The organism is Virgibacillus sp. MSJ-26 (genome assembly GCF_018918075.1).
Taxonomy (GTDB): Bacteria; Bacillota; Bacilli; order Bacillales; family Amphibacillaceae; genus MSJ-26.
Genome location: NZ_JAHLPW010000003.1, coordinates 1 through 16,054, shown reverse-complemented (window position 1 = coordinate 16,054; position 16,054 = coordinate 1). Strand labels below are relative to the sequence as shown.

The window sequence follows — 16,054 nt, the reverse complement described above, 5'->3', positions numbered from 1 at the left end:
ATAAATGTTGCAAGGAGGGGGAGTTCATGTATTCCATACGAAGAGCTGTTTATGAAGATGCAGAAACTATAGCCAATATTCATGTAAGCAGCTGGAAACATACATATAAAGACCTAATTGATGAAAAAGACATTTCCAACATGACATATGAAAATCGCAAAATATTATGGCAAGCAGTATTAAGTGTCCAAAATAAAGAACGATGTACATTTGTCATCCATAATGATAAGAAAATTGTCGGATTTATCTCAGGAGGGCCTGAGCGGACAAAACGATTTGATTTTGATGCCGAAATTTATAACATCTATTTACTGAAAGAATATCAAAAACAAGGGCTAGGAGCTCGACTTCTAAAAGTCTTTGCTGATGAAATGAAAAATAATGGCTATGAGTCCATTTTAGTATGGATTTTAAAACAGAATCCTTCGAGTCGTTTTTATGAAAGATATCAAGCTCAACCCGTGGGCATTGAACAAACATCAATTGGAGAAGGCACCTATCAAGAAACAGCATATGGTTGGCAAAATATTGATGAACTCTTAGCCTTATTTAAATAAACAATAAAAACATAACCTCATCAGATGATCCATAGAATATTATTTTCCCCTTGCAATTATTCTAAAAATTTAGGATAATAGAAAAAAGGAGCTGGGGGGCTTGTTCCATGGAAAAAGAAAAAGTTATGTACCGTTTCATTCGTTATAATGGTCGTGCAATTGATGCTAAAAGAGAAGTTTCTTTTGAAATCAAACTAATGTCCAGAATGATTTTGGATGAAATATGTTTTAACTGGAATAAAGAAAAATTACTCGAAGACTTAGATTATTCTTTTGTTCATGGAAACCAAAAAGAATTTCTACGTATTAGTGAAGAATATAAGCAATACGTGTGGGAATAAATTAATTGGTTGGTCTCACTTCAAGTGAGACTTTTTTATACATCGTATATAGGTCTTATTACTTATGTAGGGGTGGAAAAAATGGGTCTAAATAATGAGGTTATCTACAGACAAAATAAAATTTTAATATTAACCTTTTGTTTCTCAGTTTTGCTTGGGGTAGGAGCTGAACTTGTTGTTGGAGCTCCACTAGCCAATATATTAACGCTTGCTATAGGAGGTGTGGTCTCAATACTGATACTCTCCTATCTCCTTTATCAACGTATTATGTTACATCTCATTCCCTATTTTGCAGTTATTAGTTTAGCAGGTGTTGCATTAATTATAATGATGAGTTCAGAATACGTCACAAATATGTTATTTACCTTTTTTCTCTTAGCAGTAGCGGCTATTTCCCTTTCTAGAAAAGTATTAATTATTGGAGGCGTATTTGGTTTAGCTCTGTTAACTTATTTTGTGACAGTTAAAGGGGGAGTAGTTGGATTCGATTTGCGTGCAATGGTGATCACGATTGTCTTTTTTATTTTGATTTTCATTGTACTATTTATTCAAATTCGCGGAACAAGAACAATATTGAGTAATCTTCAAAAAACATTGATTGATAGTGAAGATAAATCAATTAAACAAAGAGAACATACAAATTTTGTTCAAAAGAGTGCATCCAATGTGAAAAGGCAAATGTCTATTATTGAAAGTGATAGTACGTTAAACGCACAGTCGATTAATGAAATGCGAGAAGCCTTCACTGACATGGCTCAAGCCAGTCAAACGCAGGCGGAAGCAGCCACGACGATAGCAATGAATACAGATGAAAATAATCAGAGATTGGAAAAAATGATAGCCTCATTTGATGAGAGTACACGTGATGGCGAAGAACTGAAAGACCTTTCTTTAGCGGGGCAACAATCAATTGATTTACTTACAAATACCATGACTGGTCTTCAAACATCTTTTAAGACGATGACAGATGATTTTTCAGAACTTGTAGGGAAAATTCACCAAAACAATGTATTTGCCGATAAAATTCAGTCCATTGCTGAACAGACAAACTTGCTTGCTTTAAATGCGAGTATTGAAGCAGCACGTGCGGGTGAAGCTGGTAATGGATTTGCAGTCGTTGCTGGAGAAGTCCGTCAACTGGCAGAGATTTCTAATGAAACGGCGCGACAAATTACCGAGAACTTAAGTAGTGTCGAAGCTGACGCCTTGACCGCCCAGAAAGAAATGAAAAATAATAGAGAACAACTAGAGCGAAATGCTAACCACACTAAGGATGTAAAAGAATTTCTTGAAAAAACCACGAATCAACTACATGAATTTATAAAATACTTAAGGTATTTAGAACACCAAGCTAACGGAATTCAATCTTCTTCTGGAACGATTAGTACATCAGTTGATAACTTAGCCGCTCTTATCGAAGAAACGACAGCAACAATTGAGGAATTAGAAGCCACGGTCGAAGAGCAAGTCAGTCGAACAAACACTCTTGCATCTGCAATTGAAGAAACAAACGAAACAGCAGTGAGGTTAGTGACCGCAAATTAAAAACAGAAGTCACCGCCAAGGTGCTTCTGTTTTCAAAGGAATGGACTGGAACCTATCGAAGTAAACTGCTCGTAATTTAAGATTCACACTTTAATTTATGTTGACTGTCAATTTCCAGCTAATTGCACTTCATATGAAAAAGTTTCTAATAATTTGCGCAAGTTTGCTTTAGCTTTTGAACTTCTTTCATTCCAATAACATAAAACTTCGGTCATTATTTCAATTGTCTCTACTTTAGCTTGGTCGTACAGCTCTTCAAAACTATCTGTGCTAGCTTTATTCGTGATTGGATGATACCAAGTTTTCTTTTCTAAGTTTAAGTAATCATGATCTCCGTTTAATGGTCGATGGGAAAATGAAAATATAGTTGATCCGAAAATATTATTTTTCCAACCGTTAGGATCATGCCAAATTCTCAAAACTAATTTCATGTGTCTATATGCTTTTTGAATGATTTTTGAGGATTTAAATATTGCTTCTGGAAAATGTTTGAGACTATTTTTATGAATGAGCTCTGCGATATCTTTATCTATTGAAAAACCAACATCAATTTCTTTATATACTGGTACTTTCCATGTCTGTAAATTATAATGCTTTTCCATCAACAATGTATCAATAGAAGTTTCTAACTTCCGATGATCGGTCTGCTTCTCTTTTGCAAAATAATGAATAAAAGGTCGCGTGTGACAATTTAGTATATAATTCGTAACAAAACCGAAGACATAGGATTTTATCTCTTTTCGTTGATCTTTAGCGTCTTCAATTAAATCTTTTAAAAAACCGTTACATTGTTGACTGGATATTGATATATCATTGAATTGAGATGGAAAATCTCGAATTGTTCGGTGAACGTTAAAAAAAGAAAATGGAGCAAATCCTTGGGCGCCCAGCTTCATGATTGCTTCTTGCTTTAAAAAAGAATCTGGAATTTGTAGTGTGTCCACTACGCTTTCGCAAAAAGTGATATGAGTCCAAATATTAGGCATGTAAAAAGCCTCCTAAAAGATAACTACTCAATATTCATAATTTCTAATGGAGTAGTAGTTAAGCCTAGTCTCTAAGTATAGGACAATGTATTCTTTAAATAGTATATATGAATTTTTCAAGAAATGGAGGTTGATATATCTACAGATTTATGACATTTAACAATTATGTTCTCTCTAGTGATTGATTTTTAGCTAAAATACATGAAAACGACTGAAATATTAGATTATCGAAACGACTATTTGATATACTAATAATGAATAGGAATTAAATTGAAGTCATGGGGAGGAACTACATATGGATTATCGTGTTGAACATGACACGTTAGGAGAAGTTAAAGTTCAAGCTGACAAGTATTGGGGAGCTCAAACACAAAGAAGTAAACAAAATTTTCCTATAAGCGAAGAGAAAATGCCGAAAGAAATTATCAAAGCGTTTGCTATTTTGAAAAAAAGCACCGCTAAAGCAAATAGCGAATTAGGATTACTTGAGAAAGAAAAAGCCGAAGCCATTGCCTATGCAGCGGATCAAGTATTAGAAGGTCAACTTAATGATCACTTTCCATTGGTTGTCTGGCAAACGGGAAGCGGTACACAATCAAATATGAATGTAAATGAAGTATTAGCTTTTGTTGGAAATCAGTGGTTGAAAGAACAGGGGAGTGAATTGATCCTTCATCCAAATGATGACGTCAATAAATCACAAAGTTCAAATGACACATATCCAACAGCTATGCATGTAGCCGCTGTTTTAAAAGTGGAAGGTAAAGTATTACCTGCTGTCCAAACGATAAAGGATTCCGTTAAAGTAAAAATGGATGCTTTTAAAGACATCGTAAAGATAGGGAGAACTCATTTGCAAGATGCAACTCCACTTACTTTAGGGCAGGAAATTAGTGGGTGGCATCGTATGCTTGAAAAAAATGAAGCTATGCTAACCGAAAGTGTTCAGCACTTAAAAGAGCTTGCTATTGGTGGAACAGCGGTCGGTACCGGCCTAAATGCGCATCCTGATTTTTCGGAAAAGGTCTGTGAAGCAATCAATCAGGAGACAGGGAAAAATTTTATTTCAGCACCTAATAAATTTCACTCATTGACGAGTTACGATGAAACGGTTTATGCTCACGGTGCATTAAAGGCGCTTGCTGCTGACTTAATGAAAATTGCTAATGATGTACGTTGGTTAGCTAGTGGACCTCGTTCTGGCATTGGTGAAATTACAATTCCATCGAACGAGCCAGGTAGCTCAATCATGCCAGGAAAAGTAAATCCGACACAAAGTGAAGCCGTTACGATGGTTGCCGCGCAAGTGATGGGGAATGACGCTACTATCGGATTTGCAGCAAGTCAAGGAAACTTTGAATTAAACGTTTTTAAACCAGTTATGGCTTATAATTTCCTGCAGTCTTGTAATTTATTAGCAGATAGCATGCTCTCATTTGAAGAGCGTTGCGTCAGAGGAATTGAGCCAAATCTTGAAGAAATCGATAAGCATCTTAAAAATTCTTTAATGCTTGTAACAGCTCTTAATCCACATATTGGGTATGAAAATGCAGCTAAAATTGCTAAAACGGCATTCGAAAACAACTCAACATTGAAAGAAACAGCTGTTGAATTAGGGTTATTGACTGAAGAACAATTTGATGAATATGTAGACCCTAAAGAAATGACACATCCTAAATAATAACGCTGTAGAAAAATAAATATAACTAAATTTTAAAGAGTAGTAGGGAATGTGCTTATTATCACTTCCCCTGCTGCTTTTTTTGTTTACGGCAACTATGAAGCTCGACTTTTGATCAAAAAGCTTCGTACTTGTCGTTCATAAGCATAATGAAGTCTAACATTTGCATCAAATACAGCTCTAAATTCACTAAAAGCTCTTAAAATCCTAAAGCCGCTTCTCATTAACATTGCTAAATGGTTCGTTCCAAAAAATATAACAAATTAACTACAAATTACCAATGGATTTTTGTGATAAGTTCTTCTGAATTGCTCACAATATATATTACAGGAGGTGATAGACATGGCAAACAACAATAATTCAAATCAGTTAGTTGTACCTGGTGTACAACAAGCTCTTGACCAAATGAAATATGAGATTGCTTCTGAATTTGGTGTTAACCTAGGAGCTGATACAACTTCTCGTGCTAACGGTTCTGTTGGTGGAGAAATTACGAAGCGTTTAGTTGCAACTGCACAACAACAGCTTCATGGTGGACAACAATAACATTAAATATGGCTAAGAAGGGTAAAACCCTTCAATCATAATAAAGGGAAGGTCAGTTAATTCTGACCTTCCCTTTTAATATTTCTCTTATTTAATTCGTAATTCAGATTCAGCATCAAAGAAGTGGGCATGATTCATATTCAGTGCTAGAGTTAAACTTTCTCCACTATGAATATCTGTGCGAGAGTCTACGCGAGCGATGAAATCCTGACCATTTACTTTAGAATAAAGGTAAGATTCAGAACCCATCAATTCAGCAACATCAATATGAGCAGTTATTTTAGTTTCAGGTGATGAATCAAGGAACAAAGGTTCATCATGAATATCTTCTGGTCGAATACCAAGAACAATATCTTTGTTTAAGTATCCATTATCGCGAAGGGTTTTCATTTTTCCTTCTGGTATTTTGATTTTAATATCTTCCATTACAAAATAGCCCTCATCAAGTTTACCTGAGAAAAAGTTCATGGAAGGTGAGCCAATAAATCCACCAACGAAGACGTTGTTAGGGTTGTCATATACTTCTTTTGGTGCACCAACTTGTTGGATAATACCGTCTTTCATAACGACGAGACGTGTTGCCATTGTCATAGCTTCCGTTTGGTCGTGTGTTACATAAATAGTTGTTGTTTTAAGACGTTTATGCAATTTTGAAATTTCTGCACGCATTTGAACACGCAGCTTAGCATCAAGGTTTGATAGCGGTTCGTCCATCAGGAAGACTTTCGCATCACGCACAATAGCACGTCCCAAAGCAACACGCTGACGTTGACCACCAGAAAGTGCCTTTGGCTTACGATCTAAATATGCTTCTAGACCTAAAATTTTAGCTGCATCTTGAACACGTTTTTGAATCTCATCTTTTTTAAATTTACGTAGCTTTAAACCAAATGCCATATTATCATAAACACTCATGTGCGGATACAACGCATAGTTCTGGAATACCATTGCGATATCTCTGTCTTTTGGTGCCACATCGTTCATTTTTTTATCATCTATATATAATTCCCCGTTAGTAATTTCCTCTAGGCCAGCAATCATACGAAGAGTTGTTGATTTACCACATCCAGATGGACCAACAAAAACGATAAACTCTTCATCTTTAATGTCTAAGTTAAAGTCATCAACAGCTACGACATCTTTGTCAAATACTTTTTGAATGTTATCTAATTTTAATTCAGCCATTGTATTCCCTCCAAATATTAAAAACGTTTTTTTACTATCTTTATTATAGGAAATCGTTTTCATTTGGTAAATGGTAATACTGCCTGAAGATTTAATAGTTATTTGTGCATATTGTTCAATCATTGATTTCATGAGCGGCAATTAAAGCTAAGTAAACAGACATTGCTTGGTGAAAACTCCTTATATCGATTCCTGTATGCTTTTTAAATTGATCAATACGATATTGTAAACTGTTCCTGTGCATATATAACTTTTTGGCTGTTACTGAAATATTTAAATCTGATTCTAGATAGACATTAATCATCTTGAAAAACTCTTTATCAGTTGTAAATTCTTTAAGTATACTTTGACTTAAGCTATTTTTAAATTGAAAATCAAGCTGATTCATTATAATAGAGGGAATGGCTTCAAAATAAGTTATGACGTTTTTATCACTAGATTTAAAAGCAATTTTTCCTCCATAATTCATGTTTTTATAATAAGAGTGGATATTAAGTGTATCAGACTGGAAATAACCGACTAGGAAGTTTATTTTTACATATAGATCGCTCATGAGAATGTCAATAATATGCTTATACGATATTGTTTCACTTATCTGTTCTAATTCTTCTATGATAATTCCTTCTTTTTCACTTTCCCATAAAATAGAAACCTCTTGTTCGAATAAAGTATTTAATGCTTCCTTAAAAGTAATGGGGTCAACTTGCTTAATTGGCATATTAAAGTAAACAAAACGATACGGCATGTCAAGCTTAGCAAAAGATTCTGTATTGCCATTAATGAGATCTGTCCATTTTTTCTCTTTTTCTGTTTTCATTGGAAAAGAAGGTTCGTATGGTGTGAGGAATGCAGAGAGAATGGACGTCTCTTTTGTTGATAATTCATTTTTATGTATACCGATCAGTTTATTTTCAAGCGTTTTGAACCACATAAAATTTTCTTTTAACTCATAGTTTGCTGGTGTGTAATAAGTTAAGGATGGAAAAATTTTTTTGAGCTGATTTAACATAGTAAAACCTCTTTTTCAAGCGTCTTTTTTTATATTATAGCAATGAAACATGAGTTTAAAAAACAATTTCCTTAAATTTTGATAATAAGTAAATGGTATACAATAGTTCATTCGTTTGATATAGTTACGTTAGTGAAATTAGAAGGAGGCAAAGCACAATGTCTAATATTTATGATAATGCTTACGAATTAGAAAAGGCGATCCGAGACAGCGAAGAATTTAAGGATCTGAAAAAGGCTTACGAAAATGTTATGGGAAATGAAATTTCAAAAAAAATGTTTGAAAAATTCCGTGATACGCAAATGGCTTTGCAAGAAAAACAAATGACTGGCCAAGAAATTACTGAAGAAGAAGTTGAGCACGCTCGACAGGTTGTGGAAGATGTACAACAACATGAACAAATTTCCAAGTTAATGGAAGAAGAGCAACGATTAAATCTGGTTATTAATGATGTTAGTCGCATAATAACTAAACCACTCGAGGAATTATACGGCTTCGACGAAGAACAAACACAATAAAACATTGGGAACTCACAGCCCAAAACTGTGGGTTTTTTTCTAGAAAGTCATACCAGAATATTTAGACATTTGAAAGAGGGGATTTGAATGGAGACAGTTTTATATGAACGCAAACAAGGGGTTTCTTATATTCACTTAAATAGACCGGACAATTTTAATGCTTTAAATTCGGAAATGCTCCATGAGCTATTAGAAGTGGTGAAATCAATTGAGGAAAATGAGGATAAAATTGTTATCTTAACAGGTAAAGGTAAAGCATTTTGTGCTGGCGGAGACATTAACATGATGAAGGACTTCAGAGAAAAATCATTCTTTGATGATGTAATGGATACAATCGGTGAAATCGCTTTACGTTTATACCAAATGCCTAAAATAATTGTGTCTGCAGTGAATGGATCAGCAGCTGGTTTAGGCTTAAGTCTTGCCCTAACGGCGGATTATGTAGTTGCTCATCAGGAAGCTAAGTTAGGGATGCTATTTTTAGGTGTCGGCCTTGTGCCTGACGGCGGCGGCCATTTCTGGTTGGAACAGCGCATGGGAACCCACCAAGCTAAACAATTTATTTGGAGCATGAAGCAAGTTCAAGGTAAGGAAGCTAAATTGTTTGGACTTGTTGATATTTTCACTGATGGTGATGCTTTAGATCATGCTAAAAGTTTGTTAGATAAGCTATTTCATTCTCCAATTCAATCAATGTTACATACTAAGAAAGTATATCGTTCTACGAAAATAAAAGTGCTAAAAGAATACTTAGCGCAAGAAAAACATGCGCAATGGGAACTTGGAAAAACACATGACCATCAGGAAGGTGTATCAGCATTTCTAGAAAAAAGAAAACCATTATTTAAAGGAGAATAGTGATACAATTTAGAGGTGACGTGCGGTGGTCACCTCTGTATTTATGTTTATATTCTTTTAATTTTTTATCCTTACCTGTGAAATAAAACTAATTTAGCGTCAGGTGACACACATCGATGTGTATGTTCACTATAACCTTCTTCATTTAAACGAGAAGTTCCCACTTCTTTAGCTTTCTCATTATTTTCAGCTTCAAATGTTTCGTCTAGCAGTTTTTCGCCTAATTTATCAAAAACGGTTAAATTATACGTCTTCATCGTATCCCCTCCAGATAAACTTTTTCTATTTACTATCTATTCTAATCGAATAATGAGAAATATTCCAATTTAATATCGATTCATTTATTGATTGGTAAAATAGATAACGAACGTGCATTCGCATTATGAGTTTGATACAATGAAAGTAGGTGAAAGGAGGGAATATAATTGAATAAGAATCTCACCTTTATTCACGCAGCAGATCTCCACTTGGATAGTCCATTTAAAGGGTTGGCAAATATCCCCGAACGTATTTTCTCTGACGTTTTAAAAAGTACATTTGTAGCATTAGACAACCTGATCACTGTGGCTGTTGAAAGAGATGTTGACTTTATTTTACTTGCAGGCGACCTTTTTGATAATGAAAGAAAAAGTTTGAAAGCGCAAATTCATTTAAGAAATGCATTTGAAAGATTAAAACATCATAACATAAATGTTTATTTATCTTATGGAAATCATGATTTTATTAATGGAAACGCTCATCAAATCAAATATCCTGACAATGTCTATTGTTTTCCAGATGAAAACGTAAGCCATGTGGTATATAAAAAGAATGATCATCCAATGGCTAAAATATATGGATTTAGCTATGAAAACCAAGCAATTAAGATCAATAAGACTCCGGAATTTAAGCTTGCAGACGAAACGATTCCATTTCATATCGCTATGCTTCATGGAAGTTTAGCTAGTAATACCGATCATGATACATATGCACCATTTCAACTAAGTGAACTAACGAGTAAGGGATTTGATTACTGGGCTCTTGGTCATATTCATCAACGAGATATATTAAGCCAAAGTCCCCCGGTTGTGTATCCGGGAAATACACAGGGACGGCATCGAAAAGAATCTGGTGCTAAGGGGTGTTATTACGTAAAATTATCCGAAACGAATGTCGACTTGTCTTTTATACCTTTACAATCCATCTTATTTAATACAGTAAAAGTAGCGATTTTCGACAATCAGGATATTAATCAATTTGAGTTGATATTAAAGACAGAAATGGAAAAACAGCTCACCAACTCACCTCAACTTATTTATCTCATTATCGAAAATAAAAATGAAGAGGATTTTTCGTTCAGCAATGATGCGGGTTTATTGGACGACTTGATTGAGGTTGTAAATGATTTATTTAAAGATCAAAAGAACTGGCTTTATATTTACCGATACACCGTCTTAAATAAACGGCAGAAAACAAGTCAAGACTCATTTGAGCATGATTATTTTATTGGAGAGTTGGCAACACAATTAACTCATTCATCGATAGATGATTATTTAAATGACTTATATCAACATCGTCAAGCACGCAAATACTTAAATAACCTTTCGTTGGAATCTAAAGAAGATATAAGAAATGAAGCCTATGTTTTATTGGTGAATGGATTACTCGATGGGCAAAGGGAGTGATATATGTGAGAATACTTGAAGCGAAAATATATGGTTTTGGTAAATGGGTGGATTACACACTAAAATTTCCCAGTGGTTCACCTGTCTGTGTTTTTGGGAAAAATGAATCGGGTAAATCAACTCTTCAACGCTTTATACTCTTTATATTATTCGGCTTACCACCAAAACAACGGATGTTTTATCGACCAAAAACAAGCAGTAAAATGGGCGGAAGACTACTATTATCACACCCTAAAACAGGGAATATAATAATTGAAAGACTAGATAATACTCGAAATGGTGCGGCGGTTTGCTACACGGAAGATGGTTTAGAGCACGATGAAAATTGGCTTAGTGAACAGCTCAACGGTCTAACTCAGAATACGTACAAATCAATTTATTCATTTGATGCCAATGACTTATCAGACATTCAAAACATGAAGCAAGAAGATGTAGGGGATATTTTATTAGGTATTGGACTCACAGGTTCCACACGCATCCATACGCTTGAAAAACAGCTTGATGCTAAAATTGGTGAATTGTTTAAGCCTCATGGTACCAAACCTATGATTAATGAACAAATTTCCAAACTAAATCAACTAACCATGAGTGCTGAAGAATATAAAAAAGAAGAAAATACATATCATGAAAAAGTAAATAATTTGCAGCAATTGGAAAAAGAAAAAGTTCAGTTGCAGACAAAACTACAAATAAAAAAACAACAAGCTAACAAATTAGAAAAACAGATGCAGGTTTTACCATATGCACATGAATATAAAAAATATATAAATGAACTCAAGCTGTTACCCACAGATCGTTCGTTTCCACAAGATGGAATGGAACGTTTAAAGGATTTAAAGGCAAATGAACTTCCTTTGATTAGTGAATTATCTATTTTAAAGACTGACGAAGATAAATATTTAACGGAAAAAAGTCAACTGGAAGGTGAATTAAAACAGGCACCTAGTATAAATGAATTTAAAAAAGTCTTAGACTTGAAATCCGTTTATTTTAATAACCAACAGACGTTAAAGAAGTTAACCAAAACTATGAATTCACTCGATTTGGAAATAACCAATGCATTGAACGAACTAAATATAGGTATCCAGCTTGACGACCTTCATACTATAGAACTTCCATTTCATACAGAAAAAACGTGGAATGAATTAAAAGACACAGCTTCTCAGCTAAAATTAGAAAAAGAACAACTAGCTGAAGAAATACAAATTGCTTCGAGTAAGCAGTCATATCTTCAAAAAGAGTTGGTTGCGGCTCAAGAAAAGCAATTAACAAAAACAGAGAGACAAAATATAGAAACAAAAATCGAAGCCTTTAATGAAAATGAACTATTTCATAAATTTAATCAAGATGCAAAAAAGTCACAGAAGGATTGGGAAAAGAACAAAAGTAGGATGCAAAAAGGCCACCAATCTGTGTTAGGTGGAGGTATGATTCTCGCCATATCTCTTTTAATCCTATATTTTATAACGAATGTAAATCTTTTCATAAACTCAGCAATCATAAGTTTTGTAGTTGGTATAATTTTTTGGGGGTGGGGATATTTGTCAATAAAAAACTTAGAAAAATTAAAACCAACCTCAACCTATGATATACAAACCTCATCTTATACAGAAGACGAGCAAGAAAAAGCGAAACGATTGCTTGCACAGGATGATGAATGGAAACGTGATGAAAAAGCTATTCGTGATCAATTAAGGAATAATGATATTCAATCTATACAATATGATGAAAAGATGAAAGCATGGCATTACAGGAATGACCGCCTACAAGAGCAAATCAAGGAACAAGATGACTTGCATCCTTATTTGAGTAAAGTTGAAATTAATTTTTGGTCAGATCTTTATCATAGGTTAAAAAACCTGATTCGTCTCCGTCAGCAAAAACAGGAGTTGGAGAGTGAATTTAAGACGTTAAATCAGAAACAACTCACAAATAAGAATGAAATTAATACTTTAATTTTGGAAGAAACCACACAAAATTCCACTCAGACAGTAGAACAACAATTCGCTGTAATTGAGCAATGGCATCTATCTATAGATAGAAAGAAAACACGTGTGGTTCAGCTTAATGAATTAATATGTGAAAATAAAAATCGGCAACATCAATTACTTCAAGACCAAGAAACATATAGACAGGAAAAGAAATCTCTGTATAATGTTGCCGGTGTTTCTGATGAGGAATCATACTATAAAAAAGCAGCGAATATACAAAAAGGTCAGCAGTTAGAAACTTCAATAGACAAAATTAGAGAACAATTTTCAACCATATTTACAAAGGATGAATGGGCTAATTTAATAAATGATATACCAAATCAAAGTGAACTGGAATTTGAAATAAAAGATATAAAAACGAGCCTTAAACACACTGAAGAGCAACTTGATAAAGTGCGCCAGAAAATAGCGGATATCCATGCCGAGTTGACAAAAATAGAAAAATCGGAAACATACTCAGAGTTGATGTACCGCATCGATGTTGAAAAAGGATCATTAAGTGATATAGCCAAACAATGGGCGGTTCTTAAAACAGCTAAAGAAGTACTTACTAAAACGAAATGGCGATATCGTGATAAATATTTATACCAGGTCATTGATCTTACGACTGTCTATTTTAAAGAATTGACAAACAATCAATATACACAAATTTACACACCTGAAAAAAACAAACCATTTTTGGTCGAAGCTCGTGACACACTTCGCTATACCGTGGATGAACTTTCACAAGGAACAATAAATCAATTGTATGTTTCGCTTAGGCTTGCCATTAGCGAAACTATGAATCGGAAACATCAATTTCCTTTTATTATTGATGATGCATTCGTTCATTTTGACGGGGTACGTATGAAACGGATTATGGAAATATTACAAAGGCAATCTAAACAACAACAATTTATTATTTTCACATGTAAGGAAGAAGTTGTCCGTAATTTTCGAAATGCTAATATTATAGATTTGAATAAAAATGTTTCACATGTTTAAATAAAAGGCAATCAATCTATTTTGGAGGTGACTCCACTGTCAACAGAAAAAGATTTAGTAGAATGGAAAAAACATGAGGAAACAATTGAACGATTTATCCAAGTAATTGCAAAAAATATGACATTATATGGTGTGACACCTTCCATCGGAAGACTGTATGGTGCCATTTATTTCTCGGAAGAACCTATGACGCTAGATGATATGCGTGACGCTTTAGAGATGAGTAAGACAAGCATGTCCACAGGGGTTCGCACATTATCTGAGATGAATATGGTTGAATCTACTTTTAAAAAAGGCGTCCGGAAAGATTTATATCAATCAGATGAAGACTGGTACAAATCTTTCACGTCATTGTTTGGAGATCGTTGGCGCCAACATACAGAATCAAATATTGAAGAAGCCAACCAAGCAATAGATAGTTTAGAAGAATTGCAAACAAAGACAAACAGCCAAGAATTGAAAAATAAAATCAGCAAAACTATTGAACGATTAAATTATTCAAAAAACTACTATAAATGGTTAATGAAATTTATTACAGTGGTAGAGACGGGAGAAATTTTCAACTATATTCCTAAAGTGGAACCAGATACAGATAAAGGGAAATAGAAATTAAAATTATTAAACAGATGAAAGTAAATATTAAGTGGGTATGAATGGGAGGAAAATGGAATGAAAAAAGGGATAGCCAATCATCAAGTAGGGGATCCATTTGACGACTTTGTGTTAATTAAAGATGCCACCAGGGGAGTAGCAAGTAATGGTAAGCCTTTTTTAACACTAATATTGCGTGATGCAACAGGAGAGATTGAAGCTAAATTATGGGATATTACAAAGGAAGACGAATCTTTGTTTATACCTGAGCAAATAATTAGGATTACTGGAAATCTTAATGAATTCCGTGGTAAGCCTCAAATGAGAATTGGGACCATTCGACCAGCACAATCAACAGATGGTGTCCATGTATCTGATTTTATAGAAAAAGCACCTGTCACTCGAGATATCTTAATGGAAAAAATAACTGAGGCTATCTTTGAAATGGAAAATCCATCTTTACAAAGAATTGTCCGTGCGTTCATCAAAAAATATCAAGATGACCTACTAACATATCCGGCTGCCTCCCGGAATCATCATGAATATGTTTCGGGGTTAGCTCATCATGTTGTCAGTATGCTTGCTATAGCAAAAGAACTACATAAACTGTACCCTGATATAAATAAGGATTTATTGTATGCAGGAGTTATTTTGCATGATATAGGAAAGCTAAAAGAGTTGTCAGGCGTAGTGACGACGAGCTATACATTGGAAGGGAAGCTTTTAGGTCATATTCCGATGATGGTTGAAGAAATAGGTTATGTTGCTAAAGAGTTAAGTATTGAAGGTGAGGAAGTCTTAATCCTGCAGCATCTGGTCTTAAGTCATCACGGTAAAGCAGAGTGGGGAAGTCCAAAACCGCCTCTCGTTCGTGAAGCAGAAATACTACATTTTATCGATTTAATCGATGCAAAAATGAACATGTTAAACAGAGCCCTTGACAAAGTTAAACCGGGCGAATTCACACCAAAACTCTTTGCCCTTGATAATCGTTCCTTTTATAAACCAACCTTTGAAGATAACTAAACATTACTTTTGCCAAAACACATAGAGTGAATCCGTGTACATTAATTTCTAGTTTTTAGGCTTTATATGATGTAGTGGATATAAAATGCGACGTGTAGTGACAATTAAATATGTGAACCTTTTAATTCTAGCAAATTGAGTGCCTGACCTCGCGCCGGCAGAATACTTCGCTTTCCATGGGCCAGGAAGAATTGGGGTTCATTCTTCCCACTTCAGCCTCCTCAGAAGCAAAGAACGCTTCTTCCGGGGTCTTCAGACTCGTGGGACTGCACTATTGTTCGTCCCATCGAAGACCATTTGCTTTTCCCATAGGAGTCTACGTATTCTGCCTACGCTACTGTAGACTATACGATTTATGATTAGACATTCACCCAATGATTAAGTATTACAGACTTCTTCTTGTCGTGAAAGTAAGCAATTATAAGCGAAGGAAGTACGCGGAGACTCATCAGCCGCCCACGGAAAGTGAACCGACCCCTGTCAAGTAGACAGTATAAATAAAAAGATAAACAATTAGGCGGATAGCTCTGTATATTCCAGTGGGGCTAGTCCGTCTAAGTTCTGTTGAAAAC

At 34.7% G+C, this 16,054-nt stretch carries 15 protein-coding genes; 11 read left to right on the top strand and 4 right to left on the bottom strand.

Going from position 1 to position 16,054, the window contains the following annotated elements:
• Positions 1-26: 26 nt before the first annotated feature.
• From KQI49_RS02045 to KQI49_RS02035, 3 genes are all read left to right on the top strand, one after another.
• Positions 27-557, top strand: coding sequence for a GNAT family N-acetyltransferase (locus tag KQI49_RS02045; RefSeq protein WP_216486380.1), 531 nt, complete (start codon positions 27-29; stop codon positions 555-557).
• A 107-nt stretch (positions 558-664) separates the two neighbouring features.
• Positions 665-898 (top strand): hypothetical protein, encoded by a 234-nt coding sequence (locus KQI49_RS02040; protein WP_216486379.1) that lies wholly within the window; start codon positions 665-667, stop codon positions 896-898.
• 81 nt (positions 899-979) lie between these two features.
• On the top strand, positions 980-2,443 hold the full coding sequence (locus tag KQI49_RS02035; RefSeq protein ID WP_216486378.1) for a methyl-accepting chemotaxis protein: 1,464 nt from the start codon (positions 980-982) through the stop codon (positions 2,441-2,443).
• Positions 2,444-2,550: 107 nt separating this feature from the next.
• On the opposite strand, the gene KQI49_RS02030 is transcribed toward KQI49_RS02035, so the two are convergent.
• A complete protein-coding gene (locus tag KQI49_RS02030; RefSeq protein WP_216486376.1) occupies positions 2,551-3,429 on the bottom strand; it encodes a hypothetical protein in 879 nt (292 codons plus the stop codon).
• Positions 3,430-3,724: 295 nt separating this feature from the next.
• Between KQI49_RS02030 and fumC the strand changes: the two genes are divergently transcribed.
• The gene (fumC, locus tag KQI49_RS02025; protein ID WP_216486375.1) at positions 3,725-5,110 is read left to right on the top strand and encodes a class II fumarate hydratase; all 1,386 of its coding nucleotides are present in this window, start codon (positions 3,725-3,727) and stop codon (positions 5,108-5,110) included.
• Positions 5,111-5,452: 342 nt separating this feature from the next.
• The gene (locus tag KQI49_RS02020) at positions 5,453-5,656 is read left to right on the top strand and encodes an alpha/beta-type small acid-soluble spore protein (protein ID WP_216486373.1); all 204 of its coding nucleotides are present in this window, start codon (positions 5,453-5,455) and stop codon (positions 5,654-5,656) included.
• An 87-nt stretch (positions 5,657-5,743) separates the two neighbouring features.
• On the opposite strand, the gene KQI49_RS02015 is transcribed toward KQI49_RS02020, so the two are convergent.
• Together KQI49_RS02015 and KQI49_RS02010 are read right to left on the bottom strand one after the other, a co-directional pair.
• Entirely contained in the window at positions 5,744-6,841 is a 1,098-nt protein-coding gene (locus tag KQI49_RS02015) for an ABC transporter ATP-binding protein (protein ID WP_216486370.1), read from the bottom strand.
• Positions 6,842-6,956: 115 nt separating this feature from the next.
• A complete protein-coding gene (locus KQI49_RS02010) occupies positions 6,957-7,850 on the bottom strand; it encodes a PucR family transcriptional regulator (protein ID WP_216486368.1) in 894 nt (297 codons plus the stop codon).
• A 158-nt stretch (positions 7,851-8,008) separates the two neighbouring features.
• On the opposite strand from KQI49_RS02010, the gene KQI49_RS02005 reads away from it, so the two are divergent.
• Positions 8,009-8,368 carry a YlbF/YmcA family competence regulator gene (locus KQI49_RS02005; protein WP_216486366.1) on the top strand — a complete coding sequence of 120 codons (360 nt, stop codon included), beginning with the start codon at positions 8,009-8,011 and terminating at the stop codon, positions 8,366-8,368.
• Positions 8,369-8,455: 87 nt separating this feature from the next.
• Positions 8,456-9,226 (top strand): enoyl-CoA hydratase, encoded by a 771-nt coding sequence (locus tag KQI49_RS02000; protein WP_216486364.1) that lies wholly within the window; start codon positions 8,456-8,458, stop codon positions 9,224-9,226.
• A 71-nt stretch (positions 9,227-9,297) separates the two neighbouring features.
• Here the strand turns inward: KQI49_RS02000 and KQI49_RS01995 are convergent, their stop codons facing one another.
• A complete protein-coding gene (locus KQI49_RS01995; protein ID WP_216486362.1) occupies positions 9,298-9,483 on the bottom strand; it encodes a YhzD family protein in 186 nt (61 codons plus the stop codon).
• A gap of 168 nt (positions 9,484-9,651) precedes the next feature.
• Here KQI49_RS01995 and KQI49_RS01990 point away from each other — a divergent pair, with 168 nt between their 5' ends.
• The 4 genes from KQI49_RS01990 (at position 9,652) to yhaM (ending at position 15,482) form a co-directional block, all read left to right on the top strand.
• Complete coding sequence (locus KQI49_RS01990) at positions 9,652-10,890, top strand: metallophosphoesterase family protein (protein ID WP_216486360.1); 1,239 nt, start codon at positions 9,652-9,654, stop codon at positions 10,888-10,890.
• 5 nt (positions 10,891-10,895) lie between these two features.
• On the top strand, positions 10,896-13,865 hold the full coding sequence (locus tag KQI49_RS01985) for an ATP-binding protein (RefSeq protein WP_216486358.1): 2,970 nt from the start codon (positions 10,896-10,898) through the stop codon (positions 13,863-13,865).
• Positions 13,866-13,886: 21 nt separating this feature from the next.
• Entirely contained in the window at positions 13,887-14,471 is a 585-nt protein-coding gene (locus tag KQI49_RS01980) for a GbsR/MarR family transcriptional regulator (protein WP_253286617.1), read from the top strand.
• A gap of 63 nt (positions 14,472-14,534) precedes the next feature.
• A complete protein-coding gene (gene yhaM / locus KQI49_RS01975; RefSeq protein ID WP_216486356.1) occupies positions 14,535-15,482 on the top strand; it encodes a 3'-5' exoribonuclease YhaM in 948 nt (315 codons plus the stop codon).
• The last annotated feature ends 572 nt before the right edge of the window (positions 15,483-16,054 follow it).

Excerpts from the sequence above, each read along its gene's own strand:
- KQI49_RS02030 (WP_216486376.1), bottom strand. The coding sequence starts at position 3,429 with ATGCCTAATATTTGGACTCATATCACTTTTTGCGAAAGCGTAGTGGAC.
- KQI49_RS02000 (WP_216486364.1), top strand. The coding sequence starts at position 8,456 with ATGGAGACAGTTTTATATGAACGCAAACAAGGGGTTTCTTATATTCAC.
- KQI49_RS02015 (WP_216486370.1), bottom strand. The coding sequence starts at position 6,841 with ATGGCTGAATTAAAATTAGATAACATTCAAAAAGTATTTGACAAAGAT.
- KQI49_RS02040 (WP_216486379.1), top strand. The coding sequence starts at position 665 with ATGGAAAAAGAAAAAGTTATGTACCGTTTCATTCGTTATAATGGTCGT.
- fumC (WP_216486375.1), top strand. The coding sequence starts at position 3,725 with ATGGATTATCGTGTTGAACATGACACGTTAGGAGAAGTTAAAGTTCAA.
- KQI49_RS02005 (WP_216486366.1), top strand. The coding sequence starts at position 8,009 with ATGTCTAATATTTATGATAATGCTTACGAATTAGAAAAGGCGATCCGA.
- KQI49_RS02035 (WP_216486378.1), top strand. The coding sequence starts at position 980 with ATGGGTCTAAATAATGAGGTTATCTACAGACAAAATAAAATTTTAATA.
- KQI49_RS02020 (WP_216486373.1), top strand. The coding sequence starts at position 5,453 with ATGGCAAACAACAATAATTCAAATCAGTTAGTTGTACCTGGTGTACAA.
- KQI49_RS01995 (WP_216486362.1), bottom strand. The coding sequence starts at position 9,483 with ATGAAGACGTATAATTTAACCGTTTTTGATAAATTAGGCGAAAAACTG.
- KQI49_RS02010 (WP_216486368.1), bottom strand. The coding sequence starts at position 7,850 with ATGTTAAATCAGCTCAAAAAAATTTTTCCATCCTTAACTTATTACACA.
- KQI49_RS02045 (WP_216486380.1), top strand. The coding sequence starts at position 27 with ATGTATTCCATACGAAGAGCTGTTTATGAAGATGCAGAAACTATAGCC.
- yhaM (WP_216486356.1), top strand. The coding sequence starts at position 14,535 with ATGAAAAAAGGGATAGCCAATCATCAAGTAGGGGATCCATTTGACGAC.